Source organism: Streptomyces daqingensis (assembly GCF_014645895.1).
Lineage (GTDB): Bacteria > Actinomycetota > Actinomycetes > Streptomycetales > Streptomycetaceae > Streptomyces > Streptomyces daqingensis.
This window is the reverse complement of sequence record NZ_BMMP01000007.1, coordinates 145,239-171,957: the sequence shown is the minus strand read 5'-3', so window position 1 is coordinate 171,957 and position 26,719 is coordinate 145,239. Positions and strand designations below refer to the sequence as shown.

Annotated in this window: 25 protein-coding genes and 2 tRNA genes; 17 read left to right on the top strand and 10 right to left on the bottom strand. The window is 71.3% G+C overall.

Annotated elements, in window-relative coordinates:
• The first annotated feature begins 11 nt into the window (after positions 1 to 11).
• The 3 genes from gyrA (at position 12) to IEY56_RS12430 (ending at position 3,647) form a co-directional block, all read left to right on the top strand.
• Positions 12 to 2,672, top strand: coding sequence for a DNA gyrase subunit A (gene gyrA / locus IEY56_RS12440; RefSeq protein WP_268241325.1), 2,661 nt, complete (start codon positions 12 to 14; stop codon positions 2,670 to 2,672).
• A 282-nt stretch (positions 2,673 to 2,954) separates the two neighbouring features.
• Complete coding sequence (locus IEY56_RS12435) at positions 2,955 to 3,500, top strand: DUF3566 domain-containing protein (RefSeq protein WP_189037335.1); 546 nt, start codon at positions 2,955 to 2,957, stop codon at positions 3,498 to 3,500.
• A 70-nt stretch (positions 3,501 to 3,570) separates the two neighbouring features.
• Positions 3,571 to 3,647 (top strand) — tRNA-Ile (locus IEY56_RS12430).
• Between the two features lie 53 nt (positions 3,648 to 3,700).
• Here the strand turns inward: IEY56_RS12430 and IEY56_RS12425 are convergent.
• A complete protein-coding gene (locus IEY56_RS12425; protein ID WP_229711826.1) occupies positions 3,701 to 4,114 on the bottom strand; it encodes a DUF6193 family natural product biosynthesis protein in 414 nt (137 codons plus the stop codon).
• A 165-nt stretch (positions 4,115 to 4,279) separates the two neighbouring features.
• Here IEY56_RS12425 and IEY56_RS12420 point away from each other — a divergent pair, with 165 nt between their 5' ends.
• Complete coding sequence (locus IEY56_RS12420) at positions 4,280 to 4,924, top strand: dihydrofolate reductase family protein (protein ID WP_189037211.1); 645 nt, start codon at positions 4,280 to 4,282, stop codon at positions 4,922 to 4,924.
• 88 nt (positions 4,925 to 5,012) lie between these two features.
• Here the strand turns inward: IEY56_RS12420 and IEY56_RS12415 are convergent, their stop codons facing one another.
• Complete coding sequence (locus IEY56_RS12415) at positions 5,013 to 5,192, bottom strand: hypothetical protein (protein WP_189037210.1); 180 nt, start codon at positions 5,190 to 5,192, stop codon at positions 5,013 to 5,015.
• A gap of 316 nt (positions 5,193 to 5,508) precedes the next feature.
• Here IEY56_RS12415 and IEY56_RS12410 point away from each other — a divergent pair, with 316 nt between their 5' ends.
• Complete coding sequence (locus IEY56_RS12410; RefSeq protein ID WP_189037209.1) at positions 5,509 to 6,114, top strand: hypothetical protein; 606 nt, start codon at positions 5,509 to 5,511, stop codon at positions 6,112 to 6,114.
• Between the two features lie 135 nt (positions 6,115 to 6,249).
• Here IEY56_RS12410 and hemC read toward each other — a convergent pair whose 3' ends face one another.
• Positions 6,250 to 7,236 (bottom strand): hydroxymethylbilane synthase, encoded by a 987-nt coding sequence (gene hemC, locus IEY56_RS12405; RefSeq protein ID WP_268241324.1) that lies wholly within the window; start codon positions 7,234 to 7,236, stop codon positions 6,250 to 6,252.
• 188 nt (positions 7,237 to 7,424) lie between these two features.
• On the opposite strand from hemC, the gene IEY56_RS12400 reads away from it, so the two are divergent.
• The 4 genes from IEY56_RS12400 to IEY56_RS12390 all read left to right on the top strand — a co-directional run bounded on the left by IEY56_RS12400 (position 7,425) and on the right by IEY56_RS12390 (position 11,764).
• Positions 7,425 to 7,637 carry a hypothetical protein gene (locus IEY56_RS12400; RefSeq protein ID WP_045863659.1) on the top strand — a complete coding sequence of 71 codons (213 nt, stop codon included), beginning with the start codon at positions 7,425 to 7,427 and terminating at the stop codon, positions 7,635 to 7,637.
• Between the two features lie 207 nt (positions 7,638 to 7,844).
• Positions 7,845 to 7,979: a DLW-39 family protein gene (locus IEY56_RS28415; RefSeq protein ID WP_217627983.1), complete on the top strand. Its 135-nt coding sequence runs from the start codon at positions 7,845 to 7,847 to the stop codon at positions 7,977 to 7,979.
• A gap of 373 nt (positions 7,980 to 8,352) precedes the next feature.
• On the top strand, positions 8,353 to 10,191 hold the full coding sequence (locus tag IEY56_RS12395) for a vWA domain-containing protein (RefSeq protein WP_229711825.1): 1,839 nt from the start codon (positions 8,353 to 8,355) through the stop codon (positions 10,189 to 10,191).
• Positions 10,172 to 11,764 (top strand): hypothetical protein, encoded by a 1,593-nt coding sequence (locus IEY56_RS12390; protein ID WP_189037208.1) that lies wholly within the window; start codon positions 10,172 to 10,174, stop codon positions 11,762 to 11,764. Before IEY56_RS12395 ends, IEY56_RS12390 begins: the two co-directional genes overlap by 20 nt.
• An 82-nt stretch (positions 11,765 to 11,846) precedes the next feature.
• Here the strand turns inward: IEY56_RS12390 and IEY56_RS12385 are convergent, their stop codons facing one another.
• Complete coding sequence (locus IEY56_RS12385) at positions 11,847 to 13,202, bottom strand: serine/threonine-protein kinase (protein ID WP_189037332.1); 1,356 nt, start codon at positions 13,200 to 13,202, stop codon at positions 11,847 to 11,849.
• Between the two features lie 157 nt (positions 13,203 to 13,359).
• A complete protein-coding gene (locus tag IEY56_RS12380; protein ID WP_189037207.1) occupies positions 13,360 to 13,914 on the bottom strand; it encodes a helix-turn-helix domain-containing protein in 555 nt (184 codons plus the stop codon).
• Between the two features lie 127 nt (positions 13,915 to 14,041).
• Between IEY56_RS12380 and IEY56_RS12375 the strand changes: the two genes are divergently transcribed.
• Positions 14,042 to 14,114: transfer RNA gene (locus IEY56_RS12375), tRNA-Ala, on the top strand.
• Between the two features lie 450 nt (positions 14,115 to 14,564).
• Here the strand turns inward: IEY56_RS12375 and IEY56_RS12370 are convergent.
• The 4 genes from IEY56_RS12370 to IEY56_RS12355 form a co-directional block, all read right to left on the bottom strand.
• Positions 14,565 to 15,959, bottom strand: coding sequence for a cryptochrome/photolyase family protein (locus IEY56_RS12370; RefSeq protein ID WP_189037206.1), 1,395 nt, complete (start codon positions 15,957 to 15,959; stop codon positions 14,565 to 14,567).
• A gap of 51 nt (positions 15,960 to 16,010) precedes the next feature.
• Complete coding sequence (locus tag IEY56_RS12365) at positions 16,011 to 18,113, bottom strand: MMPL family transporter (RefSeq protein ID WP_189037205.1); 2,103 nt, start codon at positions 18,111 to 18,113, stop codon at positions 16,011 to 16,013.
• A 263-nt stretch (positions 18,114 to 18,376) separates the two neighbouring features.
• Entirely contained in the window at positions 18,377 to 18,775 is a 399-nt protein-coding gene (locus IEY56_RS12360) for a hypothetical protein (protein ID WP_189037204.1), read from the bottom strand.
• 179 nt (positions 18,776 to 18,954) lie between these two features.
• Entirely contained in the window at positions 18,955 to 19,716 is a 762-nt protein-coding gene (locus IEY56_RS12355) for a DUF5324 family protein (RefSeq protein ID WP_189037203.1), read from the bottom strand.
• A gap of 206 nt (positions 19,717 to 19,922) precedes the next feature.
• Here IEY56_RS12355 and IEY56_RS12350 point away from each other — a divergent pair, with 206 nt between their 5' ends.
• Together IEY56_RS12350 and IEY56_RS12345 are read left to right on the top strand one after the other, a co-directional pair.
• Complete coding sequence (locus IEY56_RS12350) at positions 19,923 to 20,450, top strand: peptidylprolyl isomerase (RefSeq protein WP_189037202.1); 528 nt, start codon at positions 19,923 to 19,925, stop codon at positions 20,448 to 20,450.
• A 104-nt stretch (positions 20,451 to 20,554) separates the two neighbouring features.
• The gene (locus IEY56_RS12345) at positions 20,555 to 21,439 is read left to right on the top strand and encodes a rhomboid family intramembrane serine protease (RefSeq protein ID WP_189037201.1); all 885 of its coding nucleotides are present in this window, start codon (positions 20,555 to 20,557) and stop codon (positions 21,437 to 21,439) included.
• A 338-nt stretch (positions 21,440 to 21,777) separates the two neighbouring features.
• Here the strand turns inward: IEY56_RS12345 and crgA are convergent, their stop codons facing one another.
• Complete coding sequence (crgA, locus tag IEY56_RS12340) at positions 21,778 to 22,038, bottom strand: cell division protein CrgA (RefSeq protein WP_189037200.1); 261 nt, start codon at positions 22,036 to 22,038, stop codon at positions 21,778 to 21,780.
• Between the two features lie 131 nt (positions 22,039 to 22,169).
• Here crgA and IEY56_RS12335 point away from each other — a divergent pair, with 131 nt between their 5' ends.
• The 5 genes from IEY56_RS12335 (at position 22,170) to IEY56_RS12315 (ending at position 26,482) form a co-directional block, all read left to right on the top strand.
• A complete protein-coding gene (locus IEY56_RS12335; protein ID WP_189037199.1) occupies positions 22,170 to 22,904 on the top strand; it encodes a DUF881 domain-containing protein in 735 nt (244 codons plus the stop codon).
• A 140-nt stretch (positions 22,905 to 23,044) separates the two neighbouring features.
• Positions 23,045 to 23,212 carry a hypothetical protein gene (locus IEY56_RS12330; RefSeq protein WP_045863670.1) on the top strand — a complete coding sequence of 56 codons (168 nt, stop codon included), beginning with the start codon at positions 23,045 to 23,047 and terminating at the stop codon, positions 23,210 to 23,212.
• The gene (locus IEY56_RS12325; protein WP_189037198.1) at positions 23,212 to 23,871 is read left to right on the top strand and encodes an aminodeoxychorismate/anthranilate synthase component II; all 660 of its coding nucleotides are present in this window, start codon (positions 23,212 to 23,214) and stop codon (positions 23,869 to 23,871) included. Before IEY56_RS12330 ends, IEY56_RS12325 begins: the two co-directional genes overlap by 1 nt.
• Before the next feature lie 5 nt (positions 23,872 to 23,876).
• Complete coding sequence (locus IEY56_RS28410; RefSeq protein ID WP_229711824.1) at positions 23,877 to 25,685, top strand: class E sortase; 1,809 nt, start codon at positions 23,877 to 23,879, stop codon at positions 25,683 to 25,685.
• A 26-nt stretch (positions 25,686 to 25,711) separates the two neighbouring features.
• Positions 25,712 to 26,482, top strand: coding sequence for a class E sortase (locus IEY56_RS12315; RefSeq protein ID WP_373292072.1), 771 nt, complete (start codon positions 25,712 to 25,714; stop codon positions 26,480 to 26,482).
• The last annotated feature ends 237 nt before the right edge of the window (positions 26,483 to 26,719 follow it).

Below are 26,719 nucleotides of genomic sequence, written 5' to 3'. Positions count from 1 at the left end.
TGAGCTGAGCAATGGCCGACGAGATTTCTTCCACCCCGCAGGGCCCCGAGGGGGGCGACGGCATCGAGCCCGTCGTCGCCGGTGATCCCGCCCCGGTGCAGATCGAGGGCGCGGCGTCCCGCGTCGATCCGGTGAGCCTCGAGACCGAGATGCAGCGTTCGTATCTCGACTACGCGATGAGCGTCATCGTCTCGCGTGCGCTGCCCGACGTCCGTGACGGCTTGAAGCCGGTGCACCGGCGTGTGCTGTACGCGATGTACGACGGGGGCTACCGGCCCGAGAAGGGCTTCTACAAGTGCGCCCGCGTCGTCGGCGACGTGATGGGCACGTACCACCCGCACGGCGACTCGTCGATCTACGACGCGCTGGTGCGTCTCGCGCAGCACTGGTCGATGCGGATGCCGCTGGTCGACTCGAACGGCAACTTCGGTTCGCCGGGCAACGACCCCGCGGCGGCCATGCGGTACACCGAGTGCAAGATGACGCAGCTGTCGATGGAGATGCTGCGGGACATCGACGAGGGCACCGTCGATTTCCAGGACAACTACGACGGGCGCAACCAGGAGCCGACGGTGCTGCCGTCGCGTTTCCCGAATCTGCTGATCAACGGCAGCGCCGGCATTGCGGTCGGTATGGCCACCAACATCCCGCCGCACAACCTGCGGGAGGTGGCGGCGGGTGCGCAGTGGTATCTGGAGCACCCCGACGCGTCCAACGAGGAGCTGCTGGACGCGCTGATGGAGCGCATCAAGGGTCCGGACTTCCCGACCGGCGCGCTGGTCGTGGGCCGCAAGGGCATCGAGGAGGCCTACCGCACCGGGCGCGGCTCGATCACGATGCGGGCGGTCGTCGAGGTCGAGGAGATCCAGGGGCGGCAGTGCCTGGTCGTCACCGAGCTGCCGTACCAGACGAACCCGGACAATCTGGCGCTGAAGATCGCCGAGTTGGTGAAGGACGGCCGTGTCGGCGGCATCGCCGACGTGCGCGACGAGACGTCTTCCCGTACGGGGCAGCGGCTGGTCATCGTCCTCAAGCGGGACGCGGTGGCGAAGGTCGTCCTGAACAACCTGTACAAGCACACGGATCTGCAGACGAACTTCGGCGCGAACATGCTGGCGCTGGTCGAGGGCGTGCCGCGCACGCTGTCGCTGGACGCGTTCATCCGGCACTGGGTAAAGCATCAGATCGACGTCATCGTCCGCCGTACGCAGTTCCGGCTCCGCAAGGCGGAGGAGCGGGCGCACATCCTGCGCGGTCTGCTGAAGGCGCTGGACGCGATCGACGAGGTCATCGCGCTGATCCGCCGCAGCCAGACCGTGGAGGACGCGCGCGGCGGTCTGATGGGGCTGCTGGAGATCGACGAGATCCAGGCGAACGCGATCCTGGAGATGCAGCTGCGCCGGCTGGCGGCGCTGGAGCGGCAGAAGATCACGTCGGAGCACGACGACCTGCAGGCGAAGATCGACGAGTACAAGGCGATCCTGGCCTCCCCCGGTCGTCAGCGGCAGATCATCGGCGACGAACTCGCGGCGCTGGTGGACAAGTTCGGCGACGACCGCCGGACGAAGCTGATCCCCTTCGAGGGCGACATGTCCATCGAGGACCTGATCGCGGAGGAGGACATCGTCGTCACGATCACGCGTGGCGGCTATGTGAAGCGGACGAAGACGGTCGACTACCGGGCGCAGAAGCGCGGCGGCAAGGGCGTACGCGGCGCGAAGCTCAAAGAGGACGACATCGTCGACCACTTCTTCGTCTCCACGACGCACCACTGGCTGCTGTTCTTCACCAACAAGGGCCGCGTGTACCGGGCGAAGGCGTACGAACTCCCCGACGCGGGGCGGGACGCGCGCGGTCAGCACGTCGCGAACCTGCTGGCCTTCCAGCCCGACGAGCGGATCGCGGAGATGATCGCCATCCGCGACTACGAGGCGGTGCCGTATCTGGTGCTGGCCACCAAGTCGGGCCTGGTGAAGAAGACTCCGCTGAAGGACTACGACTCGCCGCGTTCCGGCGGCGTCATCGCGATCAACCTCCGGCAGATGGAGGACGGGCGTGACGACGAGCTGATCGGCGCCGAACTGGTCTCTCCCGACGACGACTTGCTGCTGGTCAGCCGGAAGGCGCAGTCGATCAGGTTCACGGCGACGGACGAGTCGCTGCGGCCGATGGGACGTGCGACTTCCGGTGTGAAGGGGATGAGTTTCCGTGAAGGTGACGAACTCCTCTCGATGAACGTCGTCCGCGCGGGTACGTTCGTCTTCACCGCCACCGACGGCGGGTACGCCAAGCGCACGAACGTCGACGACTACCGGGTACAGGGTCGCGGCGGTCTGGGCATCAAGGCAGCCAAGATCGTCGAGGACCGGGGCTCGCTGGTCGGCGCGCTGGTCGTGGAGGAGAGCGACGAGATCCTCGCCATCACGCTCAGCGGCGGCGTTATCCGCACACGCGTGAGTGAGGTCAGGGAGACGGGCCGTGACACCATGGGCGTCCAACTGATCAACCTGGGCAAGCGGGATGCGGTTGTCGGTGTTGCGCGCAACGCCGAGGCCGGCCGTGAGGCCGAGGAAGTGGAAGCGGCTGCGGAACCCGGCGAGGTGCCGGAAGAGGAGCCCCGGGCCACGTCGGATGAGCCGGACCAGCCGGATGATGCGGACGACGAGGAGTAAGGCGTGAGTGGTGCCCAGCCACAGCCGCGTACGCAGCAAGGAGCCGAGGGGCAGCAGGAGGCTGGGCCTGTGCAGCCGCAGGCACAGCCGCAACCGCAGCCCCAGGCCCAGCCGCTGCCGCAGCCGGAGCCGCATCGCCCTCCGCAGGCGTACCCGGCTCCGCCGGTGACCCCGCCGACGGCGGGGGCCGCCGGGCCTGTGGGCGGTCAGGGCGCGGGCCAGGTGGGGCCGTCCGTCTCACCCCGCCTCTCCGAGCCGCACGAGCCGCTGCACCTGGCGGGCATGCCGGGGCAGGCGGGTGCCGGGTACGACGCGGGACCGGCGGCTCCGGGCGCCGGTGCGGCGGGCGAACATCCGGTGGCGGCGCCGGGCGGGGGCCAAGGCCACGGTCCGGCCTCTGCCGCGGGGTCTGGAGGGGACGCGGTGCGACGGCCCCGTACGGGCGCCCGGACGGTGCCGCGTACCCGCAAGGCGCGGCTGCGGGTCGCCAAGACCGACCCCTGGTCGGTGATGAAGGTGAGCTTCCTGCTCTCGATCGCGCTGGGCGTGTGCACGATCGTGGCGGTGAGCGTGCTGTGGATGGTCATGAACGCCATGGGCGTCTTCTCCGCGATCGGCGGCACGCTCAGCCAGGCCACGGAGTCGGGCGAGGGCGGGTTCGACCTCGAGTCGTTCCTGTCGCTGCCGAGGGTGCTGCTGTTCACGTCGGTGATCGCGGCGATAGACGTGGTGCTGGCGACGGCTCTGGCGACGCTGGGTGCCTTCATCTACAACATCTCCGCCGGCTTCGTCGGGGGCGTCGAGATCACCCTCGCCGAGGACGAATAGGGCCCTGGTGAGTCCCCCGGAACCGATTTGGGGCCACGGATGGAAGTGCGCTAATCTTTCGGTGCAGCGCGGGGCTATAGCTCAGATGGTTAGAGCGCATCCCTGATAAGGATGAGGCCGGAGGTTCAAGTCCTCCTAGCCCCACCAGCGCGAAGACCCCCAGCCGCTACCGGCTGGGGGTCTTCGGCATCTACGGGGCATCAGCCGCTCTGTGCCGGGGCGTCGCCGTTGCGTTGATCCGGCTGCTGGGCCTCGTGAGCGGCGAGTTCTTCAGGGGTGCCCATGAAGGCGGGGCCGCAGTCACGTGGCAGCCGGTCGACCACCAGAGCGATGGCTTCACGCACTGTGGCTGCCCGTCCTACACACTCGGATCGGAGGGGCCCGGAAACCCAGTAGGTGCCCTGGGCACCGGGGGCGATGTAGGGGATGTCCCAGGTCCATCGCGGCTCGGTGCAGCGGCTGAAGTGAAGCTCGCCCATTCCTGTCCAGGGGAAGAGCTGCCGCAGACGCGGCTCGCCGTAAGCGGCCTCCAGCAGTTCGTCGCGTACGCGCCCGTCGTCACGTACGGCCTGCCAGCCCGCTTCGACGAGGGGATTCGATGAGTCCTGGGGCATGTCGTCATCATGCATGCCCGCTGCGGAGCTCAATCGCCCGCGTGAGGCGCGGGCTGGCCTCGTGGGCCGGCGACTCTGCGCTTTCGGCGCGGGATCGGCCTGACGGCGACGAGTTTCGCCGGTCTCGGCGGTCTGTTCATCACCGATCTCACAAGGAGGAGCCAGGTGAGCCAGCTGCTGAGGGTCCAGAACTTCGTCGTTTCGAGCGACGGGTTCGGTGCCGGTGAGAACCAGAGCCTGGAGCGGCCGTTCGGCCACGCCGACCCGGGGGAGCTGTTCGCCTGGGCCGGTGCCACGGCGAGCTGGCCCAACCGTACCGACCCCGGCGGCAGCCGCGGACTCGACGACTACTTCACCAGGGACTTCGCCCACAACATCGGGGCCGAGATCATGGGCCGCAACAAGTTCGGGCCGCAGCGCGGGCCCTGGCAGGACCATGAGTGGAAGGGCTGGTGGGGCGACGAACCTCCGTTCCACACACCGGTGTTCGTCCTGACGCATCACACGCGTCCGTCGTTCACGCTCTCCGACACCACGTTCCACTTCGTCGACGGCTCCCCTGCCGCGGTCCTCGCCCAGGCCAGGGAAGCCGCGCAGGGCAAGGACGTCCGCCTCGGCGGCGGGGCCACCACCGTCCGGGAGTTCCTCGACGCAGGGCTCGTCGACACCCTGCACGTGGCGGTCTCGCCGGTGAAGCTCGGCTCGGGCGTGAAGCTCTGGGACTCTCCTGAGGAGCTGCGCGACCGCTTCCACCTCGACGTCGTGCCCAGCCCGAGCGGTGTGACGCACCACCTGTTCTGGCGCAAGTAGCACCGGTCTCACGGCCCGGCTCAGGGACGTGGTCCCGGCTGGGCCGTGTCTGCCCGTCACACCGTCCGCGTCCCGGGGCCGGGAGCGCTCAGCGGCACGTCAACTCGTTGCCCTGCTCGTCCACCACTGTCTCCCCCGGTTCGTTGCACGCGTTTCCCTCCGCCGGCGGGTCGTCGATCCCCGATATGGACCTGCCCAGGAAGACCAGTCCGACGATGATCAGGACCATAAGCAGGCAGCCCAGCCCGTTCTTGGCGTCTTCCGACAAGCGGATCTCCCCCTCCGACGTGCTGACGCACTGTCGCCACACGCCGCGAACCGACGGTCCGCGCGTCCTAGTGGCGGAAGAGTAACGGACTGTCAGAAGGCTTTTCCGCCAAGCAGCTTTACCGCTCGTCCCGGTGAAGGACGAGGTGGCGAGGCGACGGCAGCCGGCGACTGGATGCGGCGGGCTCGCGGTGCGTGCTGCTCGCCGGCCGCCGGGCCCGTCGCGGCGTCGGACGGCCCAGCGGGAGGCCCCGGGATACCGTCCGATTTATCGAGTTGGCCCGGTTATGCCGACTCGCATAACTCATGATTCCCGTATGGACATGGGTGCACCCGCGATGATCGCCGCTTACGTGACATCCGGTTCCGTGCTGACCGCCGGCCTGGTCACGATCGTCGCTCAGCTGTGGATCGCGCGTACGCACACCGCCTGGGAAGCCGCTCTGGAGATGGTCAAGCACGACGTGGCGAGGTTCGAGAAGGCGCAGGACCACCTGATAACCGCTGTGGACGCGGCGAACCGGTACATGTTCTACATCCCCGACATCGACGTCACCGATCATCACCAGCGGGAGCCCTACATCCTGCCCATCCTCGACTCGGTCGGCAGGGCACGCGAGGAGGTGGCCGCGCTGCCCGCGTTCGCGGGGGCGGAGAAGGTGGAGTGCGCGCTCACGGCCATCGAGTCGTTGCTCGTTCCGCCGGAGAACGGCCGTGCGGTGCGGGCGAGTTGGGACCATCAGTGCGTGCGGGAGGGCGTGCGAGCGCTCAACCAGGCGCGGAGCACCCGTATACACGCGCTCGCGCACCGGGGCCGGGTCACGGAGCTGCGGAAGGAGAAGCCGCAGGGCCCGCGGCACGCGGCCGGGATCAGGGCGGGGAAGGTCCCGGAGCAGAGCGTCGGGCCGGGCGCCGACAGCTGAGCGCGCTGCTCCCCTGACGCTGCCGCCCGCCGTCGGCCCGTCGCCCCGAGGCGTCGTCGCCCACCCGTCGCCGACCGCGTGCCGTCGACTACGCGCCGACTGCGAGCCGCCGCACCTGGACGTCGGTTTCCGCCGTCACCCGTCGATGATCTGGCGGGCTCCCTGCCGCGACAGTTCGGCGCACACGCGGCTCCCCAGCGCTGCGGGCTCCTCGCGTGGCCCGGCTTGGAGGCGGGTCTGTACGAAGCGGGAGCCGTCGCCGGAGAAGACCATGCCGTGCAGGGTCAGCCGTCCGTCGGGGGCGGTGGTGCAGTGGCCCGCGATCGGGGAGTTGCAGTGGCCCCGCAGGCCGCTGAGCATCGAGCGTTCGGCGTCCGCCTCGGCGTGCGCGGCGGGATCGTCGAGCCGGTGCAGCAGTGCGGTGACGGCGTCGTCCTCCTCCCGGCACACCAGCGCGAGCACGCCCGCTCCGACGGCGGGCAGCATCTCCGCAAGGGAGAACTCGTAGCGGATGCGTGCGGTGAGGCCCAGCCGGCTGAGCCCGGCCCGCGCCAGCACCATCGCGTCCACCGGGCCGTCATCGCCGTCCGCGGCCGTGTGCGGGCGGCGTGCCGAGTCGAGCTTCGCCAGGCGGGTGCCGACGGTTCCGCGTACGGGCATCACCCGCAAGTCCGGCCGCAGGGCGAGCAGTTGCGCCTTGCGGCGTACGGCGGAGGTGGCGACCGCGGCGCCCTCGGGGAGCTCCGCCGGAGAGGCGACCGGTGAGCCCTCCGGGACGACGAGCACGTCGTGCACGTCGGCGCGGGGCAGCACGGCGGCGATGGTCAGCCCTCGCGGGAGGGGGCGGTCGCCGGGGACGTCCTTGAGGCAGTGGACGGCCAAGTCCGCCTCGCCGCACTGGAGTTGCTCGTCGATCGCCTTGACGAACAGTCCCTTGCCGCCGATCCGTGTCAGGTCGCCTGGCCAGGTGTCTCCGGTCGTCGTCGTCGGGACGGGCTGTGTGCGCAGCCCGGGTTCGAGCCGTCGGAGCAGCTCCGCGACGTGGTCTGCCTGCGCGAGCGCCATGGCGGAGCTGCGGGTGCCGATGAGCAGGGGTGAGTCGGGGGGCGGGTGGCGGTTCACGGGCGCGTGATACTCCGGGTGCGGTTCTCGCGGAAGCGGACGGAGCGGGGCCCTCCGCGAGTGGGACGGACAGGGTGAACGGACAGGTGCTGTCGTGCACACTATGTGGTCAAGTGGGTACTTTCCGCTCCTGTTTCGGGGCGCGGTTCCGAGATGCGGAACTTGCGGATCCGTCGCAGGCTTTCCGTATGACTGCGTCGATAGTCGTGCATCCGCCGTCCCCGACGGGCGGACGCCGTATCACCGCCGACCGGCCCGACGGGGACGACCTCGGCCACGCCCACGGCATCGCCGACCTGGTGGAGATCCTGCGCCGCGCGGGCCTCGACCCGGACCAGGTGCGCCTGGACGACCCCGTACGCATCCAGTGGCGGGGCGGGAAGGCCGACGTGTGGGAGTAGCCGCATGCCTGCTCCTGTGCGGTTCTCCGGAGTTCCGCCGGGCAGGGGGCGTGCGGCCGGAGGCGTGCCGGGCGGCCTGCGCGAACGGCGGCCGCGGGTGAGAAAGATCGTCGCGCGTGGGGGCGGACCGCCGCCCGGGCGCAGGCGGTTGGGTATCATCGGGCGCCAAGATGGTCCCAACGTCTGAGAGAAGGACGAGGTAGCGCGGTGAAGAAGCTACTCCTGGTCGTACTGGCCGCCATCGGCGGGCTCCTCGTGTACCGCCAGATCCAGGCGGACCGCGCTGAGCAGGACCTGTGGACGGAGGCGACCGACTCCGTGCCGTCGGGTGCGAGCGTGTGAGAAAACCAAAAAGCCTGCGCTGAGGCCCTGACCGTTCCGGACGGCCAGGGCCTTTTCGCGTTCGCACCGCGGCCTCCTCCCTGGTGTGCGGTGGCCCGCCGCCTTGTTCCGGTTCCGTGACACGTGAATGCTTGCAGTGTGCTAGAGCAAAGCAATATGGTCCCGGCAAAGACGTGACGGGCACTATGCGTGCGAGGGGGGCGGCGTCCATGGGCTCCGTGTGGTTGGTCAGCGGCGGTATGAGAACGCTTGTGGTGGGCGGGGTGTCGGTGGGCGTGCTCGCGCTGTGCCTCGCCGCTCCGGCAGCGTCGGCGTCCAGAAGCGTTGCAGAAGGCAACGGCTCGATGATCATCGTGCTGATTCGTCCGGCTCGATGGCTGAGCGGGACGGCTCGGGCAGCACGCGTATCGAGTCCGCCCGCAAGGCCGTGGGCACCGTCGTCGACAGCCTTCCCGACGGGTATCCGGCCGGGCTGCGGCTCTACGGTTCGACGAGGCGGAAGGGCTGCACGGACACGGAACTCGCCGAACCGGTGCGTCCGCTGGACCGGGCGGCGATGAAGAGGGCGGTCGCCCAGGTGCGTCCCAAGGGGGACACCCCCATCGGCTACGCGCTGCGCAAGGCCGCCGGAGACCTTCCACAGACGGTGGACCGCACCGTGGGCCGGCGCACGATCCTGCTGGTGTCGGACGGTGAGGACGACTGCGGGGAGCCCGAACCGTGCGAGGTCGCAGAGGACTTGGCACGCCGCGGCGTCGATCTGCGGATCGACGCGATCGGTTTCCGGGTCGGCGGCGAGGCCCGCGCCCAGCTGGAGTGCATCGCCCGGGAAGGCAACGGCGCCTACTACGACGCTCCTGACGCCGACGCGCTCGCGCGCCAGCTCCAGCGGGCGGGCCGCCTCTCCGCCGACGGCTACCGCTTCAAAGGCAAGCGGATCGAGGGCGGGGACGAGGCGGGGAGGGCCGCGCGCCTCGCCGGCACGTCCGGGCAGTACCTGGACACCATCGGCCCCGGAGAGAAGCGCTGGTACGAGGTGGCGATGGACGGCGCCTCGACAGCGTCCTTCGCCGCGACCGCCGCGCCCGAGCCGGGTTCACGCATCGACCGGCTCGACGGTCTGCGGACGCGGCTGACCGCACCCGGATCGTCCGGCGGCTGCACGTCGAGCACGGAGCGCTTCGGCCAGGACGAGGGCGCTGTGCCGCTGGTCTCCGGCGTCAGCCGCATACCGGGAGGCATGGACGCCGGCGGTACGTGCGACGAGGGTGCCGGCCGCTACCTGCTGTCGGTGGAGCGGGTGGAGAGCGAGGGCGGCCCGGAGGGGGCGCGCTGGCCTTTGGAGTTGACGTACCGCGTCGAGAAGCCCCTCGGGAAGGGCGTCACGCCGGCCCAGTCGCAGCCGGAGTTCGGCGAGGGCGGCCGCGACGCGAAGCTCCCGCAGGGCAGGCCGCGGTCCGTGCACGACGGGACGGGGTTCAACGACGCGGCCGCCATCGGCACAGGCGTGTGGCGTGACAGGGTCCTGCCGTCCCAGACGCTCTGGTACCGGGCGCCGGTCGGGTGGGGCCAGCAGCTCCGCTACGACGTGGAGTTCAGCAACGAGCCGACGGCGCCCGAGCACGGCCCGGAGTCCGCCTTCAGCCGTACGGACACCTACACACCGGCCAGGCAGCCGGTCACGAACGGGCTCGGGGAGCTCGCCACGAGAGCAACCTACGACGGCGAGCCGGGCAGGGTCTCCGGCGGTGCGGTGCCCGTCGCGTGGACCAACCGGTGGGAGAGCAGTCCTAACGTCGTGCCCGTCCACACCAGGGGGGGCCTATTACATCGCGGTCACGCTCGGCGCCGGTGCCGCCCGTATCGCGGAGAATCCGGACGTGCGCATCACCCTGCGCGTCGACGTCAAGGGCGAGGCCAAGGCAGGCCCGGAACACGGGGCGCCCGTGCTGAAGCCCGGCTCCGGAAGCGCGGCCGCGGACGGCGGGGACGGGCGGACGGACAGCGCGGCGCGGGGCGGGGCAGGATGGAGCAGCCTCACCGTCGGGTCGGTCGCGGCGGGTGCGGGCGTACTGCTGGCGGCGGGACTCGTCCGCCGGGCCGTACGGGCACGGCGCGGGGCCGCGCGGGCGTAAGGCGTAGGGCTCGGGGCGAGATTCGCGCGGGGTGCCGGCGACGAGGGGGCTGTGGCGATGGCGGCGAGTGCGGGTGAGGGCGGCGTGGGTGAAGTGGGGCGGCGAACGGTGATGCGGGACGCGGGGATACGTGACGCGGAGATGCGGGGAGCGCGGGGACGTGACGCGGTGGCACGGGGCGCGCGGGGACGGGTGCCGGTGCGGGTGGCGGGGATAGCGGCGGCACTGTGCGTGGTGGCGGCGCTCCCCGCTCAGGCGTGGGCCGGGCCCGCGGACGGCCCCCGCGACCTGCCCCGGTACAAGGCGGCCGAGGACGCGAAGAAGATCAAAGGCGCGCTGAGCAGCGGCGACGGCCCCGAGATCCGTCCCGGCGTCTACAGCGACACGATCGGGAAGGGGGAGAAGAAGTACTACAGCGTCAGTCTCGACGCGAAGTCCGCCGCGTTCCTCTCCGCCGTGGCCGCTCCCGAGCCCGGCGCGCAGGTGCAGACGGTCGGGGAGGGACTTGAACTGTCGCTGCAGGCCGTCGACGGCAGCCCCTGCGACGGTTCGGCCCGGCCGGACTTCTCCGGGGACGGCTCCGCCTACGCCATCGCGGACTACGCCGCCCGCGTCGTCGGTGCGGACGACGAGTGCCAGAAGGCCGGCCCGTACCTCTTCTCCGTCGAACGTGTGGGCGGGGACACGTCGAATCCGGCGCGATGGCCGCTGGAGATCCGCTACATGTCGGAGCCGCCCGTCAAGGGCCCCCTGCCGTCGGCGCCCACCGGCAACGGGGCGGGCGACGATCCGCCGGCGGCGCTGTCCGGCAGCGCGAAGAGGCGCGCGCACGGAGGCACCGGCTTCAACGACGCGGGCGCCGTCTCCGAGGGGGTGTGGAAGGACCGCATCAGGCCCGGTGAGACGCGCTTCTACCGGGTGCCCGTCGACTGGGGCCAACGGCTCAACGCGGCGGTGGAGTTGAGCAGCGTCACGTACACAGAGGACTTCCCGCCGACGGTCTACAACGGTCTCGGGCTCACCGCGTACAACCCGGCGCGCGGCCGCTTCGACGACGAGAGCTTCGTCTCGTACACCCCGGACAAGTCGGCCCAGGCGGTCGCCTACACACCGGTGGTGGACTTCGGCAACCGGTTCGCGGACGAGGGCTCCGACGCCGCTCTCGCGGGATGGCACTACCTCGCGGTAACGGTCTCGCCCAAGGCCGGCCAGGTCATCAAGGGGACCGCGCCGCTGACGCTCCGCATCGACCTCAAGGGGAAGGCCAAGGCCGGCCCCGGGTACGAGGGGGACGCGGCGGCGGCCGGGTTCGGCGTCAGCGACCAGGACAGGGAGCAGGCCGAGAAGGGGCAGAACGCCGCGGACGGACAGCGCAGCGGCACGCTCATGACGGTCGCGTACGCGGGCATCGGGACGGGGACGGCGCTGATCCTCGCGCTCGTCCTCTGGACGCTCGTGGCGCGGCGGCGTGCGGCGGCCGGCGCTGCGGAGGCTCCCGCCGGCGAAACGCCTCCGGGCCCGCCAGTCGGCGGCGGGCTGCACACGGCCCCCGGCCAGGGGCGTCCGGGCACCGCGCCGGCGTGGCCGGAGCCGCAGCAGCCGCACGGGGAGTACCGGACGCAGCAGTTCCACGACCCGCGCCGGCAGTAACAGCCGTAGCCGGGGCGCCCGCTGCTCCTGCGGACGCCCGCTGCCGGTCAGGTCGCGGTCAGGTACCCCGGTCAGACGGCGGTCAGGCCGCGGTCAGGGCCCAGACGCCCACGGCCAGGCAGAGCAGAGCGACGATCAGCACCGGGACCGCCACCTTCGGGGGAGGTCCCGGTCTGCGTGCAGCAGCGGGCCCGCCGGGCCGGGCGGCGGCCGTGCCCGTGGCGGGGGCCCGGCCCATCGGCGGCGCCCCGAACGCCCCGGGGGCGAGCGCCTCCTGGTGAAGCGACTGGTACGGCTGGGGCGCCCCCTGCCCGGGCCCCGTCTGCGCGTGCGGCGCTGCCGGCTGCGCGGACGCGGGTACGGGCGTGGGCGTCGGCGGCGTACGGGGCTGCTCGGGAATGCCCCCGAACCCGCCCTGGGGAGGCGGCAGACGGAAGCTGCCGGTCTCCGAGGGGGACGCCGGCGCCGCGGACGCCGGAGCGCCTGCCGCAGCGCCACCTGCTCCCGCACCCCCTTGCCCCGGCGCGGTCGTCGCCGTGCCGGCGGACGCGCCGTCCCGCACGGGCCCGTCGGGGCCGAAGCCCGGGGGAAGGGGCCCGATCTGGTCGAAGACCTCGACGATCTCCCGCTCCGCCGTCGCATCCGGCGAGAGCAGCTCCACAGCGGCGGCAAGCGCCTTGCGGGCACCCGTGGCCGTGCGGAAGCGGTGCTCCGGCGCCGGCTGGAGGAGCTGCCCCAGTACCTGCCAGAGCGGTTCCGGCACCCGCTCCGGGGCGGGCGGCACCCCGTGCTCGTAGTTGGCCAGCATCTCCATCGAGTCGGCCTTCTGCCCCGTCAGCAGGTAGACGCCGACCAGGCCCACGGCGTACAGGTCCGCGGTGAAGTCCGGGTCCGCGCCCATCATCTGCTCCGGGGCGAAGTATCCGGGCGTGCCGACGACGAAGTCGGTCTCGGTGAGACGCGGTTCGCCCTTGCGCATGGCTATGCCGAAGTCGGACAGCCGCAGATGCGGACGGCCCTTCCCGGTGGGCTCCAGCAGGATGTTGGCGGGTTTGATGTCGCGGTGGACGACGTCCTCGGCGTGCACCGCGTGGAGTCCCGCGAGCAGCTGGTCGAGGAGCGTGCAGACGAAGGTCGGCGGCAACGGGCCGTAGTCGCCGATGAGATGGGCCAGCGAGCCGCCGCTGACGAGGTCCATGGTGAACAGGACCTTGTCGTCGTCGGCGGCCCAGCTCGCCGGGGCGAGGACGTGCGGATGGTCGATGCGCAGGGCCTGTTCGCGCACGAAGCGCAGCAGCGAGTGGGCGTCGCTCTGCTGGAGGACCTTCGCGGCGACGTAGCGCTTGCGGCGGCGGTCCCAGGCGCGCCACACGGCGCCGGCTCCGCCCCGTCCGATCGGGTCGGCCAGCTCGTAGCGGCCGGCGAAGACCTCACCCATGAACCTGTGCCCCTGCCCCTTGTTCTCGATGGCGCGGTCGCCCGCTGCCGGCCGCGCCACGGCCCGCCCGGTCCTCCGGTGCGGGCCGTGCACGGGAGACCGGCCCCCCTGCTGGTGCCCGTACCGTGCCGCGTGCGGTCCGGCGCCGGGCTCCGTGTCAGTCCTGGTGGGACTCGTAGTGCTTGACCGCGTCGGCGGTGCGGCCCGCGCCGTACACCCGGAGGAACTCTGCCAGTTCCGGATGTGTCGAGGCGAGTGAGGACGAGGCGTCCAGGATGTCGGCGGCGTCGGCCACGGACCTGAGCAGTGACTGGATCTCCCTCACGACGCGCTTCACGGGCGTCTGGGACGCGCTGCCCGAAGACGCCGTCTGCGCCGTGCTGTTGAGGACGCTGCCCCCCGCCGTGCGCCGTACCTCCTCCATCCGCTGCGTGGCGTCCGCGGCGCTCACCTCGCCGCGCGCGACCTCGGCGGCCAGCTCCTGCAGCGCCTGCACCCGCTGTACGACGGCGGGGTTGCCGATCTTCGCCCGCTGGCCGCTCATGAGCTGGGACAGCATGGGCGCCGACAGGCCCAGTACGGAGGCGAGACGCGCCTGGTTGAGGCCGAGGTCGTCGATGAGCCGGCGGAAGAGCGTTCCCAGCGGCTCCCCGTACCACTGGGTCTGCAGCTCACGCGCTTTCGCGGTGGATTCCTGCTGTGCTGCGTCCATCTCGTCTCCCCTGGACTCCCCTGGCGCTTCGCTGGCGCGAACTTGCGTGCATCCTACGGACGGGGGCCGACGGGGGGCGATACCCGGTCGGAATTCGCTCTGCGGACCCGGTACTCTTGTGCGCAGCGGGGCCTTAGCTCAGTTGGTAGAGCGCTGTCTTTGCATGGCAGATGTCAGGGGTTCGACTCCCCTAGGCTCCACACCGCGAGGGCCTCCGAGGTGCGTTTACGCCTCCTCGGAGGCCCTGTTCGTGTTCCGGCGGCGGCCTGTGCGGGGGCTGCCCCGCCCCGCGCGGGACTTGACGGTCGTCCGGCCCGGGCCGCTGCGCGCCCTCCGCGCACCGCGGGGTCACGCTCACGGAGCGTGCCCGGTTCTTTCCCCGGCCGATGCGGCGACGGCCAGGCGGAGACTCCGGCGGGCCGCCCGCGGCCAGAGGGGCGTCGGGCGGCTGCGCCCGTGCCCACCGCCGTCCGGACCGGCGCCCGTTGGACGCCCCGTGCGCTCCGGTGGCCGCGCACCGGCCTCACCGGCGACAGCGCGTGTGCCCCGCCTCACACGGAGGCGGGCGTCAATGATCCGCTGCGCTGCCCCACCCCTCTTCACCAGCGCGAACTTTTCACATCCGGAGCGAAGCGGAACGCCCGGCGGGCTCAGCCCGTCCGCGTCGAACGCCCTTCGAGGCCGCGTGCCCGCAGGAAGCGGTCGGCTCCGGCGGACAGCTCCACCAGCGGCTCCGGATAGTCCAGGCGCGCCCGTTCCCGGCCGGGCAGCTTCCACGGCTGGTGCACCGACGGCCCCCGCAGTTCGGCGAGTTCGGGAAGCCAGCGGCGTACGTACGTGCCGTCCGGGTCGAAGCGCCGTGCCTGCGTGAGGGGGTTGAGCACCCGGTTGGGACGGGTGTCGTTCCCCGTTCCCGCCACCCACTGCCAGTTGAGCTGGTTGTTCGCCACGTCGCCGTCGACGAGCAGGTCGAGGAAGTGTCGGGCGCCGACGCGCCAGTCGACGTACAGCGTCTTGGTGAGGAAGCTCGCCGTCAGCAGGCGCGCCCTGTTGTGCATCCAGCCTTCGTGGCGCAGCTGCCGCATCGCCGCGTCGACGAGGGGATAGCCGGTGCGGCCGTCCCGCCACGCGGCGATCTCGTCCTCGTCGTGGCGCCACCGGTCGCCGCGGGGCCGGTAGTCCCCGGAGGAGGCGCGGGGCCGGGCCGCGAGGACCTGGTGGTGGAAGTCCCGCCAGGCGAGCTGGCGTACGAAGGCCTCCGCGCCGTCCCCGCCGGTCCGGCGCGCCCTGTGGACGAGTTCGACGGCGGACAGCGTCCCGAAGTGCAGATGGGGCGAGAGGCGGGACGTGGCGTCGGCGGCGAGGTCGTCGTGCCGGTCCGCGTAGTCCTTCATGGGCCTGCCGTTCCAGGCGGCGAACCGCGCCCGGCCCTCGCTCTCGCCGCCCGCGGCGACGCCCGGTGAGACGCCGGGGGTGTCCTCGCGCGAGGGCACCGGCAGCGAGGCGGCGTCCTCGGGGACCCGCACGGTGCGGGGCGCCCGGATCACCCCGCGCAGTCCCGCGCTCGTCCAGCGCCTGAAGTACGGCGTGAACACGGCGAAGTGGTCACCGCCGGCAGGCGTCACCTCGCCGGGCGGCAGGGCAGTGACGACCGCGTCGTGGACGCGCAGCTGCCGCCCGTCCGCTTCCAGGGCGTGCCGCAGCCGCTCCTCCCGGCGCTGCGCGTAGAGGCTGACGTCGCCCGCCATGTGCACCTGCCGTGCGCCGCACTCCGATGCCGCCGCGCACACCTCGCGCACCACGTCGCCTTCGCGGACGATCAGCCGGCCGCCCCTCTCCCGCAGGCCCGCGTCGAGGTCGCGCAGGCAGTCCGCGAGGAAGGCGCGGCGGTTGGGGACGTCGTAACCCGCCGCGTGCACCCCTGTGTCCAGTACGAAGAGCGGCACCACTTCGTGCGCGGAGTCGAGCGCGGCGCGCAGCACGGGATTGTCGTGCAGCCGCAGGTCAGCGGTGAACAGGGCGACGGACGCGGTGGCTTTGGTCATCGCGGAATCCTCTCGGCGGTCTCCGCGAACAGCTCACCACGCACCCTCGCGTCACCTGCGGCGCAACGCCCCCGGCCACCAGATGGCCGGGCCGATGTCGCGTGCCAGCGCGGGCACGAGCAGCGAGCGGACCACCAGCGTGTCCATCAGCACGCCGAAGGCGACGATGAAGGCGATCTGGACGAGGAAGGCGAGCGGGATCACGACGAGCGCGGCGAAGGTCGCCGCAAGCACCACACCGGCGGAGGTGATCACTCCGCCGGTGGCGGTCAGTCCTCTGCGGATGCCCGCGCGTGTGCCGTGCTTCAGCGCCTCCTCGCGTACGCGGGTGAGCAGGAAGATGTTGTAGTCCACGCCCAGAGCCACCAGGAAGACGAAGCCGTACAGCGGGACCGACGCGTCCGTCCCCTCGAAGCCGAGGAGGTTGTCGAAGACGAGCGTGGCGACGCCCAGCGTGGCGAGGAAGTTGAGCGCGACGGTCGCGACGAGCAGCACGGGGATCACCAGGGCCCGCAGCAGCGCGGCGAGGATCACGAGGATGATCAGCAGCACCACGGGGACGATGAGGGACCGGTCGTGCTCGGCCGTCGTCTGGATGTCCGACTGCTGGGCGGTGTAACCGCCGACCAGTGCGTCTGCCCGCGGTACGTCGTGGACGGCGGAACGCAGCCGTTCCACTGTCCGCTTGGCGTCGTCGCTGTCGGCGCTTCCCTCGAGGGTGGCGTCGATACGGACCTTCCCGTCGACGACGAGCGGTTCGCCCTGTCCGGGGCGGCCCGACTCCGAGACCGGTGCCGCTGTGACGACGCCGTCCGTGCCGGCGGCGGCCTTGGTCACCTCGCGTGCGCTGCCGGCGTCAGCGATGATCACCGCCGGGTTCCCCGAGCCGCCGGGGAAGTGCTCGCTGAGGGTGGCCTGCGCGCTGACGGACGGCACGTCCTTGACGAAGATCTCGCTGAGCGGGACGCCGTCCGACTTCAGCTGCGGTGAGAACGCGGCGAAGACCAGCAGCGCCAGCAGGGTTCCCGCCCAGATACGCCTCGGCGACCGGTCCACGCGGGCGGCGACGCGGCCCCACAGGCCGGTCGAGGACGCCGTCGCCCCGTCCTCGCCGTCGTCCGGGTCGGCCGAGGCCCTGGGCTTGGCGGGCCAGAACGCGGCGCGGCCGACGAGCACCAGCACCGCGGGCAGGAAGGTGAACGTGCTGACGACGGAGCAGACGATCCCGATGGCGCCGACCGGGCCGAGTGCGCGGTTGTTCGTCAGGTCGCTCAGCAGCAGCGCGAGCAGGCCCAGCGCCACGGTGGCGGCGCTGGCCGTGATGGCGCCGAAGGAGCCCCGCAGGGCCGAGCGCATGGCGGCGAACCGCTCGCCCTGGACGGCGAGTTCCTCCCGGAACCGCGACGAGAGCAGCAGCGCGTAGTCGGTCGCCGCACCGATGACCAGGATCGACAGGATGCCCTGCACCTGGCCGTCGACCCGGACGATGTCGTCCTGGGCCAGCACGTACACCACGGCGCACGCCAGCGACAGCGCGAAGACGGCGCTGACGATGATGACGATGGGCAGCAGCACGCTTCTGTAGACGAGCAGCAGGATCAGCAGCACGACCACGAGCGCCACGATGAGGAGGAGGCTGTCGATCCCGGAGAAGGCCTCCGAGAGGTCGGCCTGGCTCGCGGCGGGCCCTCCGAGCTCCGCCCGCGCCCCTTCGACGCGGTCGGTGGCGCTGCTGATGTGCTCGACGACGGACGGGAGTTCGTCGCCGAGCCCGGAGCGCACCTGCACGACGCCCTGCAGCGCCTGACCGTCCCTGCTGGGCAGCGCGGGCGAGACCTTCCCGGTGATCCCTTCGTCGCCGGACAGCGAGGCGAGGGCGCGGGTCGCGGCGGTGCGCTGCTGCGGGGTGATCTTCCCGCCGTCCTCCGCCGTCCACACGACGATCGCCGGGAGCGACTTCTCCTGCGCGAAGCCCTTCTGCAGATCGCTGACTCTGGTCGACTCGGCGCTCTGCGGCAGGAACGAGGCCTGGTCGTTGGAGGCCACTTCCCCGAGTTTCCCCGCGTACGGGCCCAGGAGGCCGCCGAGCAGCAGCCAGACGACGACCAGTACGACCGGGGTGATCCACCGGACGGTGCGCTGTGCGGAGGGCATTGCGTCTTCCTTGTCGGGGTGCGCTGCGGGTCTCACAGCTGTGGCGTCGCCTTGTGCGCCGGGCACCGGCGGCCGCCCGGTAGGGGTTCGCCGCGGCCTGTAGGTCGACGAGGCGTCGGGTCTTCAGATGTGTGCTCCGGACGAGCCTAGCCAGCGCCCGCCGGGGTGCTACCGGCGGTACGTCGCGGAGCTGCGGAACGGCGCCGACTGCCGGGCGGTGCAGGCCCGTCCGCGATGGCTGCCGCCCCGCGGAGCGGTGCGCGTCAGCCTCCGGCCGCCCCGCGCGTACGCCCCGTGCGGGGCTTGCCGAGGAGCCCGGCCACGGACAGCGCGCCCCACCCCAGCGAGACGGCGACGGCGCCGAATCTCCTGGCGGTCCCGGGCAGGGTGGCGCCGAGGAGCAGAGCGTCGCCGAGGTCCGCCGAGATCCGCACCAGCGTCGCCGTCGTGAGCGCGGCGCCCTCCGGGGCGGCCGCCATGGCGGCTCCCGAGGCCATGTCCCGCCAGGCGAGAGGGCGCAGGGAGATCCGCGTGTGCCCGGCCGTGCGGCCCGCGCCGTCGACGAGTCCGGACGGGACGGCCAGCAGATCGGGACGGGCCGTCACCGCGAGCCCGTACAGCGCCGTGACGGTGCCGATGGTCCTCAACAACCCTGTACGCACGCGTCGTTCACCTGCCTCTCGTGTCCTGCGGGCGACGTGCGCCCGGGTTCTGCGGCCCGGCCGCCGGCCGTGCCGTCAGCCCTCCGGGGCCGGGGCCCGCTACGCGTGTGGGCCGGCAGACCTGTGTCTGCCGGCCCACACGCAGATCGCGTACGCGCCCGGTGTGGCGCACGAACTTTCTAGCTGCTGTGCCGCCTCGCCTTGGCCTTCGCTTCGGCCTCCTTGGCCTCCTCCGCCTTGGCCTCGGCTTCGGACTTGGGCTTCCGCCCGTCGCCGGACCGGCGGCTGGAGCCGTCGCCGTCGACCGAAGAAAGCGACGCGCGGTCGCCGACCTCAGTGGCCTCCGGCGGCTCGACGAGCCAGTCGGGGTTGGCCTGCTTGTCCCACCAGCGCCAGGCGGCGTAGACACCGCCGGCCAGCAGTCCGAGCAGCCCGAGCCGCTTGGCGAGCCTGCCCCTGCGGGCACGGCGGTCGCGGCGGCGAACCAGCTTCTCGATCTCCTTGGCGCTCACCTGCCCGCGCAGAGCCGCGACGGCGGCCGAGCTGCGGGAAGCGGCCTCCTCCCGGACCGGGCCCGATGCCGTACGGGCCTCCGCGACGGCGTTCTCGATGCGCGGCGCGGCGTACTTGGTCGCCTTGCGGGCCGCCTTGCGCGTGCGCTTGGCGGCCTTCGTGGCGGCCTTGTCCAGTTCGGGCGGCAGGCTCTTGCGAGCCTGGGCGATACGGGGCACGACGTGCTGGTCGTACCCGTCGCGCGCCGAGGTACGGGCCTGCCGCGCGGCGTGCGAGACCTTCGGCCCCAGCCGCGCGCCCGCCTCGTGCGCATAGTGCACTGCGGTGTCCCTGGCGGTCCCTGCGTAGGGGGCCACGACCTCCGCTGCGTGCCGCACGCTTTCCTTGGTGCTCCCGGTCGCGGCGCGCACGCTGTCGATGCGGGTCACGGGTTCCTCCTCCTCGGTGGCGTGTCACGGGCTCGTGGGTTCCTCCCATAGACACAGTGTCGTTTTCCACCCGTTTCGAAGATCATGCCTGGCTGTTCCGACTCAAGCCCGTTGCAGGCAGCATCCGGGTCATCGGTGCGTACTCCGTGCGGAGCGCGTCCGTGGGAGGATCGGACGGGTCAGTACGGACAGATGGAAGGTAGATCGTGGCCGAGCAGCTCTACGCCACCCTGAAGACCAATCACGGCGACATCGAGGTACAGCTCTTCCCGAACCACGCGCCGAAGACGGTCAAGAACTTCGTCGAGCTCGCAGAGGGCTCGCGTGAGTGGACTCACCCGGAGACCGGCAGCAAGACCACCGAGAAGCTCTACGACGGAACGGTCTTCCACCGGGTCATCAGCGGCTTCATGATCCAGGGCGGTGACCCGCTGGGCAACGGCACCGGCGGCCCCGGGTACGAGTTCGGGGACGAGATCCACCCCGACCTCGCCTTCAACAAGCCTTACCTGCTGGCCATGGCGAACGCCGGGCCGGGCACCAACGGTTCGCAGTTCTTCATCACGGTCGGCGCCACCGCCTGGCTGACCGGGAAGCACACCATCTTCGGCGAGGTCACCGAGCCGGCGAGCCAGAAGGTCGTGGACGCCATCGCGGGTATCCAGACCAACCCCCGCACCGACAGGCCCGTCCAGGACGTCGTCTTGGAATCGGTCGTGATCGAGCGTCGCTGACGCAGGTGACGGAGGAGTGCCGGGAACCGTTCCGCCCCGTCCGACCGTAGGAGAGGACGGGGCGGAACGCTTCCGCACCCGCAGCAAGGCGGAGGGATGAGCTCATGGAGGGCCAGCGCCAGTCGGAACCCCAGGTGACGTACTGCTATCGCCACCCGGACAGGGAGACGGGCATCAGCTGCGTCCGCTGCGAGCGTCCGATATGCCCTGATTGCATGATCACGGCCTCCGTCGGCTTCCAGTGTCCCGACTGCGTCAAGGGCGGTTCGGGCACCGGGCACGCGCCGTCGGCGAGCCGACCGCGCACGATAGCGGGCGGTGTCATCGCGGCGGGCGACCGCCGCCTCGTCACCAAGATCCTGCTGGGTGTCAACGCCGCACTCTTCGTCGGCGTGATGATCGTCGGAGAGCGGCTGGTCAGCTCGCTGGTGCTGTTCGGGCAGGCCATCGCCGTGCCGTACGGCCCGGTGGAAGGTGTCGCGGAGGGGCAGTGGTACCGCCTGCTGACCTCGGCCTTCCTGCACCAGGAGACCTGGCACTTCGCGATGAACATGCTGGGCCTGTGGTTCCTGGGCCCGCCGCTGGAGGCCGCTCTGGGGCGGCTGCGCTTCTCGGGGCTCTACCTGCTCTCGGCGCTGGGCGGCAGCGCCCTCACCTATCTCTTCTCCTCACCGGGGCAGGCCTCGCTCGGCGCGTCCGGTGCGATCTTCGGTCTCTTCGGGGCGACGGCGATCCTCATGCGCCGCATGAAGTACGACATGCGGCCGATCCTGATCCTCCTGGGGATCAACCTGGTCTTCACCTTCGTCTGGGAAGGGATCTCCTGGCAGGCGCACATAGGGGGCCTGGTCGTGGGGGTGCTGATCGCCATCGCGATGGTGCACCCGCCCCGCGACAAGCGGACGGTCGTGCAGTACGCCGCCTGCGCGGGGGTGCTGCTGCTGATCATCGCGGCTGTTGTCGTACGCACGCTGCAGCTCACCGCCTGAACGTGCGGCGCCCCGGTGCCCGGCGATGCGGGACCGGGGCCGAGCAGGCCGCTTCGCTCACACTGACCGGCGATTTTCCGCACTGTTGTCCACAGCGCGACCGCGATCTTGTGTATGGCGCGGGGAACGGCTGTCCAGAGTCGCGCACGGGTACGTTTTCGCTGCCCAGAAGGGGTGTACGAGGTGTCCCCCGGTGAGGCAGTGGGATGACGGTCGTCAACCCCCGCAGAGTTATCCACAGATCTTGTGAAGTTTTCCAGCCCTGTGGATCAGCCTGTGGATAACTCGGCTCCGGGCATGCGTGACCTGCGTGGGAGTGCGCGAGCGGAGAGGCCGCCCTACTTCCACTGGGTGGAGACGACGAAGCCCCCGGCGATGAAGCCGAAGCCGACGACGATGTTCCAGCTTCCCAGCGACTCGACCGGCAGCTTGCTCTCGGTCACGTAGAACAGCACGATCCAGGCGAGGCCGATGAGGAAGAGCGCCAGCATGAGCGGTGCCACCCATCGGCCGCCCGTGGCGCCCAGACTGATCTCGGTCGCCTTCTTCTCCGGGGGCGGAGTGAAGTCTTCCTTTTTGCGGATCCGTGACTTCGGCACGAGAGTCTCTCCTGTCGACGCGCTTCGTGACCGCGGTAGAGGGGCCCCCTCTCCATGGGGCCGAGGGGGTGTGACGCTGTGGTGGTCCGTTAGCGTAGTGCTTCCCCGCGGTCTGAGGAGACGAGGGTACGGTGACCAGATTGCGCATCCGCCCGGCACGGCTGGCCACGCTGGGGGTTTTCGCCCTCGCCGGTCTCATTTTCTGGATCAGTTTCAACACCGCACATGGTACCGACCTGCGCACGGACTCCTCGATGCTGCGCCTCTCCGACCTGATCCAGGAGCGCAGCCGCAAGAACGCCGAACTCGACTCCTCCGCGGCGGCGGTGCGCAGCCAGGTCGACCGCCTCGCCCGGCGCGACAGCCCGGACAGCACCGAGACCAGGAAGCTGACGGGCCTCGAGAAGGACGCCGGCACCCGCAAGGTCTCCGGTAGCGGTCTGACCGTCACCCTCGACGACGCCCCGCCCAACGCCACCGCCCAGGTCCCCGGCGTCCCCGAGCCCCAGCCCAACGACCTCGTCATCCACCAGCAGGACCTGCAGGCCGTGGTCAACGCGCTGTGGAAGGGCGGAGCCGAAGGCATCAAGATCATGGACCAGCGGCTCATCTCGACGAGCGCGGTCCGCTGCGTCGGCAACACCCTGATCCTGCAGGGCCGCGTCTACTCCCCTCCGTACAAGGTGACCGCCGTCGGAGACCAGGAGAAGCTCAACAAGGCGCTGGACGAGTCCCCGGCGATCCAGAACTACCTCCAGTACGTCGACGCCTACGATCTCGGCTGGAAGGTCGACGAGCGCAAGTCCGTGAACCTGCCCGGCTACTCGGGGACGGTCGACCTGCGCTACGCGAAGCCCATCGGGTGACGTCGGGGCGAGTCGGGTGGTACTTCCCCGACTGAGGCACGGCACCCTGCCGGGGCCCCGTAGTCTGGGGGACGCCCGGACGGTCAGGACGGCACGGCCCCCAACGCAGCGAGGCAGGGAAGAAAGGACGGCACGCAGGGATGTACGGCTGGATCTGGCGGCACCTGCCAGGCAACACATGGGTACGGGCGCTGTGCTCGCTCGTGCTCGTGCTCGCGGTCGTTTTTCTGCTCTTCCAGTACGTCTTCCCCTGGGCGGAGCCGCTACTGCCCTTCAACGACGTGACCGTCGACGGCGGTGGGAGCTGATGGGCGCCCGCATCCTCGTCGTCGACAACTACGACAGCTTCGTCTTCAACCTCGTGCAGTACCTGTACCAGTTGGGCGCCGAGTGCGAGGTCGTGCGCAACGACGAGACCGAACTCCAACACGCCGACGAGGGCTTCGACGGCGTGCTGCTCTCCCCGGGACCGGGTACGCCCGAACAGGCGGGCGTCTGCGTGGAGATGGTGCGCCACTGCGCGGACAGCGGCGTACCGGTCTTCGGCGTCTGCCTGGGCATGCAGTCGATGGCCGTCGCCTACGGCGGTGCCGTCGGACGGGCGCCCGAGCTGCTGCACGGCAAGACCTCGCAGGTCGAGCACGAGGGCGACGGCGTCTTCGCCGGGCTCCCCTCGCCGTTCACCGCAACGCGCTACCACTCGCTGGGCGTCGAACAGGCCGCCGTTCCCGACGGGTTGCGCGTGACCGCGCGTACCGCGAACGGGCTCGTGATGGGGCTTCGGCACCGCGAACTGCCCGTGGAGGGCGTCCAGTTCCACCCAGAGTCCGTGCTGACGGAATGGGGCCACCGGATGCTCGCGAACTGGCTCGCCGAGTGCGGTGACACGGAAGCCGTCGAACGCTCGCGGGAACTGGCCGGGGTGAGGCCCGCCGCTGCCGCGGGCCCGGGTGCGGGGGGCAGGTGACGGGGGTGCCCCCGGATCGTGAGAGTCCGTACGGAGAGCCGTACGGCGATGGGCACGGCGAGGGGTATCCCTACGGCCGTCCGTCGTACGGGCAGAGCGGCGGCGCCCACGACGACCCCTACGCGCAGGCCGAGACGTTCCAGGCCGCGGTCGACGCGCTCTCCGACCCGCTGAGCGACCCGCTTCCCGGCCAGAGCGCCCCGGCCCCCGGCGGGCGCCGGGGCGAGGGGCACGCCGCGCCCGGATCCCCGGCGCAGGGGCGCCCGGGGCAGGGCTACCCGTCCCAGCAGTACCCGTCGCAGGGCCGTCAAGTGCCGGGCCGTCCTCAGGGGTACGGGCAGGACCAGCCCTACGCGCAGGGGCAGCAGGACGACGTCTCCCCGTGGTTCCGGCCGCACCGCGAGCCGGGAGAGCCGGCACAGGGGCGCACGGGCCAGAGCCGTACGGGCCAGGGTCCGGTGCCGTCTCCGCTGCAGGACGGTCAAGTGCCGTACAGGAGCGCGCTGTACGAGGATGGCGAGACCGGACGGCAGCAGTGGCGCGCCCCCCGCGGCGAGCCGGGGGCAGGGCGCGCCGGTCACCCGGGGCCGGGCGCACCGGGTGCCGGGTCGGCGGCGGGAGATGCACAGCGCTACCGGCCAGGCCAGGACGCCCCTCCCGGGCAGCCCCGGGTGCGGCGCCTCGGAGGCCCGTCCGCCCATGCCCCGGGACAGACGCCCGTCTCCGCACCGCCCGCGGGCCCCGGCCCCGGTAACGGACCCGGTGCCGGCGCGCGGCGCCCGTCCGCGCCGCGGCCGGGACAGGGGGCCGCTCCCGGGCGGCGTCCGGGGCTCTCGGAGACCGCGGCTCTTCCCGCCGTCGGCGAAGCGGGGGCACCCTCCGCGGCGTCGCCGGAGCTCATGCGGCCCTCGGCGGCGAGGCCGCCCGCGGAGAGCGAGGCCGAGCAGACCCACACGTTCGGGCTGCGCAGGTCCGACATGGAGGCTCTGGGCCGTGTGGCGCGCCGTCGTGCCGCTCAGACCCGCGGCGGCAGGGGCAGCGGATTCCGTGAATCCGACGTCCGTCCCCTCGCGGGAACCAGGCTGGAGGCGAGGCGTGCGGCCCGTGCCCGCCGGGAGGGCCCCGCGATCATCGCCAGCCGCTTCCTCGGCGAGGTCTTCATATCTGCCGGTGTGCTGATGCTGCTCTTCGTGGCCTACCAGCTCTGGTGGACGAACGTGCTCGCCGGCCAGGAGGCGGGCGGCGCCGCGAAGGACCTGGCGGCACAGTGGGACGGCGGCGAGAAGGCCGGGAACTCGATCGACCCGGAGCGCAGGGCCGACGACTTCGCGCCCGGCGAGGGCTTCGCGATCCTCTACATCCCGAAGCTGGACGTGCGGGTGCCGATCGCGCAGGGCATCTCCAAACCGGCCGTCCTCGACAAGGGCCTCGTCGGTCACTACGACAAGGAGCCCGTCAAGTCGGCGATGCCGTGGGACAAGACGGGCAACTTCGCGCTGGCGGGCCACCGCAACACCCATGGGGAGCCGTTCCGTTACATCAACCGCCTGGTCGCGGGCGACAAGATGGTCGTGGAGACCGGGACGAAGTTCTACACGTACCAGTTGGCCAACCGGCTCCCGTCCACGTCCCCTTCGAACACCGGCGTGATCAAACCCATCCCTGAGCAGTCGGGATTCAACAAGAAGGGGCGCTACATCACACTGACCACCTGCACCCCTGAATTCACCTCGAAGTACCGGCTGATCGTATGGGGCAAAATGGTCGAGGAGCGTCCCAGGAGCAAGGGGAAGCCGGACGCGCTTGTCGGGTAGGGGAACAGCGGAAACGGGCGGTAGGGGTGTCAGAGAGGGACCACGGCGGGGCCGGGCAGCGGGGGGCGTCGGCCACGGAGCCGCCACCGGATCCACAACCCCCCGCCCGTAACAGGACGGGCACGAGGCGCAGGCGGATCTCCGCGGCGATCGGTGTGTTCGGCGAACTCCTCATCACGGCGGGCCTCGTGCTCGCGCTGTTCGTCGCGTACTCGCTGTGGTGGACGAACGTGCTGGCCGACCGCGACTCCAAGCGCGCGGGCGACCGGGTCAGGCAGAGCTGGCTGGAGGACCGGAGCCCGGGAAGTCTGGACACGAAGGACGGCATCGGCTTCCTGCACGTGCCGTCGATGTCGAAGAGCGACGTGCTGGTGATGAAGGGCACGGACGCCGAGGAGCTGAACAAGGGCGCCGCGGGCTACTACACGAAGCCCGTGAAGTCGGCGATGCCGCAGGACCAGTCGGGCAACTTCTCGCTCGCCGCCCACCGGGACGGGCACGGCGCCAAGTTCCACAAGATCGACAAGATCGGCAAGGGCGACGCCATCGTCTTCGAGACGAAGAACACGTGGTTCGTCTACAAGGTCTTCTCGATCCTGCCGCGCACGTCGAAGTACAACGTCGACGTCCTGGACCCGGTCCCGAAGGAGTCGGGGAAGAAGGAAGAGGGCCGCTACATCACCCTTACGACGTGCACCCCGGTCTTCACCTCGACGTACCGGTACGTGGTGTGGGGCGAGCTGGAGCGCACCGAGGACGTCGACCCGGAGCGGACCCCGCCGAAGGAACTGCGCTGAGGGATACGAGGGGTTCGAGGGTTTCTCCCTGCGGGGACTCCCGTCCTGCGTCCGGCTGAGCCTCTCCGCGAACCGGTGCGCGGGCGCGCCCACAGGTCTTCGGCCGAGCCTCGGTCCGCCCGTGCCGCATGGCAGTTGAGGAGGCGTGCGGGGCGACCGGCGGGCAGGCGGCGGCACCGGTAACGGAACTGCCCGCCGCTCCGTCCGGCGGAGAGCCGGAGAGAGCGGCGGGCAGAT

What these genes read in the sequence shown, in the direction of transcription:
- IEY56_RS12435 (WP_189037335.1), top strand. Translation starts at nt 2,955, where the DNA reads ATGCCGGGGCAGGCGGGTGCCGGGTACGACGCGGGACCGGCGGCTCCG.
- IEY56_RS12395 (WP_229711825.1), top strand. Translation starts at nt 8,353, where the DNA reads ATGGCTGAGCGGGACGGCTCGGGCAGCACGCGTATCGAGTCCGCCCGC.
- gyrA (WP_268241325.1), top strand. Translation starts at nt 12, where the DNA reads ATGGCCGACGAGATTTCTTCCACCCCGCAGGGCCCCGAGGGGGGCGAC.
- IEY56_RS12325 (WP_189037198.1), top strand. Translation starts at nt 23,212, where the DNA reads ATGGGCGCCCGCATCCTCGTCGTCGACAACTACGACAGCTTCGTCTTC.
- IEY56_RS12370 (WP_189037206.1), bottom strand. Translation starts at nt 15,959, where the DNA reads ATGACCAAAGCCACCGCGTCCGTCGCCCTGTTCACCGCTGACCTGCGG.
- IEY56_RS12385 (WP_189037332.1), bottom strand. Translation starts at nt 13,202, where the DNA reads ATGGGTGAGGTCTTCGCCGGCCGCTACGAGCTGGCCGACCCGATCGGA.
- IEY56_RS12425 (WP_229711826.1), bottom strand. Translation starts at nt 4,114, where the DNA reads ATGCCCCAGGACTCATCGAATCCCCTCGTCGAAGCGGGCTGGCAGGCC.
- IEY56_RS12345 (WP_189037201.1), top strand. Translation starts at nt 20,555, where the DNA reads ATGGAGGGCCAGCGCCAGTCGGAACCCCAGGTGACGTACTGCTATCGC.
- IEY56_RS12390 (WP_189037208.1), top strand. Translation starts at nt 10,172, where the DNA reads ATGGCGGCGAGTGCGGGTGAGGGCGGCGTGGGTGAAGTGGGGCGGCGA.
- IEY56_RS12380 (WP_189037207.1), bottom strand. Translation starts at nt 13,914, where the DNA reads ATGGACGCAGCACAGCAGGAATCCACCGCGAAAGCGCGTGAGCTGCAG.
- IEY56_RS12410 (WP_189037209.1), top strand. Translation starts at nt 5,509, where the DNA reads ATGGACATGGGTGCACCCGCGATGATCGCCGCTTACGTGACATCCGGT.
- IEY56_RS12365 (WP_189037205.1), bottom strand. Translation starts at nt 18,113, where the DNA reads ATGCCCTCCGCACAGCGCACCGTCCGGTGGATCACCCCGGTCGTACTG.
- IEY56_RS12400 (WP_045863659.1), top strand. Translation starts at nt 7,425, where the DNA reads ATGACTGCGTCGATAGTCGTGCATCCGCCGTCCCCGACGGGCGGACGC.
- IEY56_RS12330 (WP_045863670.1), top strand. Translation starts at nt 23,045, where the DNA reads ATGTACGGCTGGATCTGGCGGCACCTGCCAGGCAACACATGGGTACGG.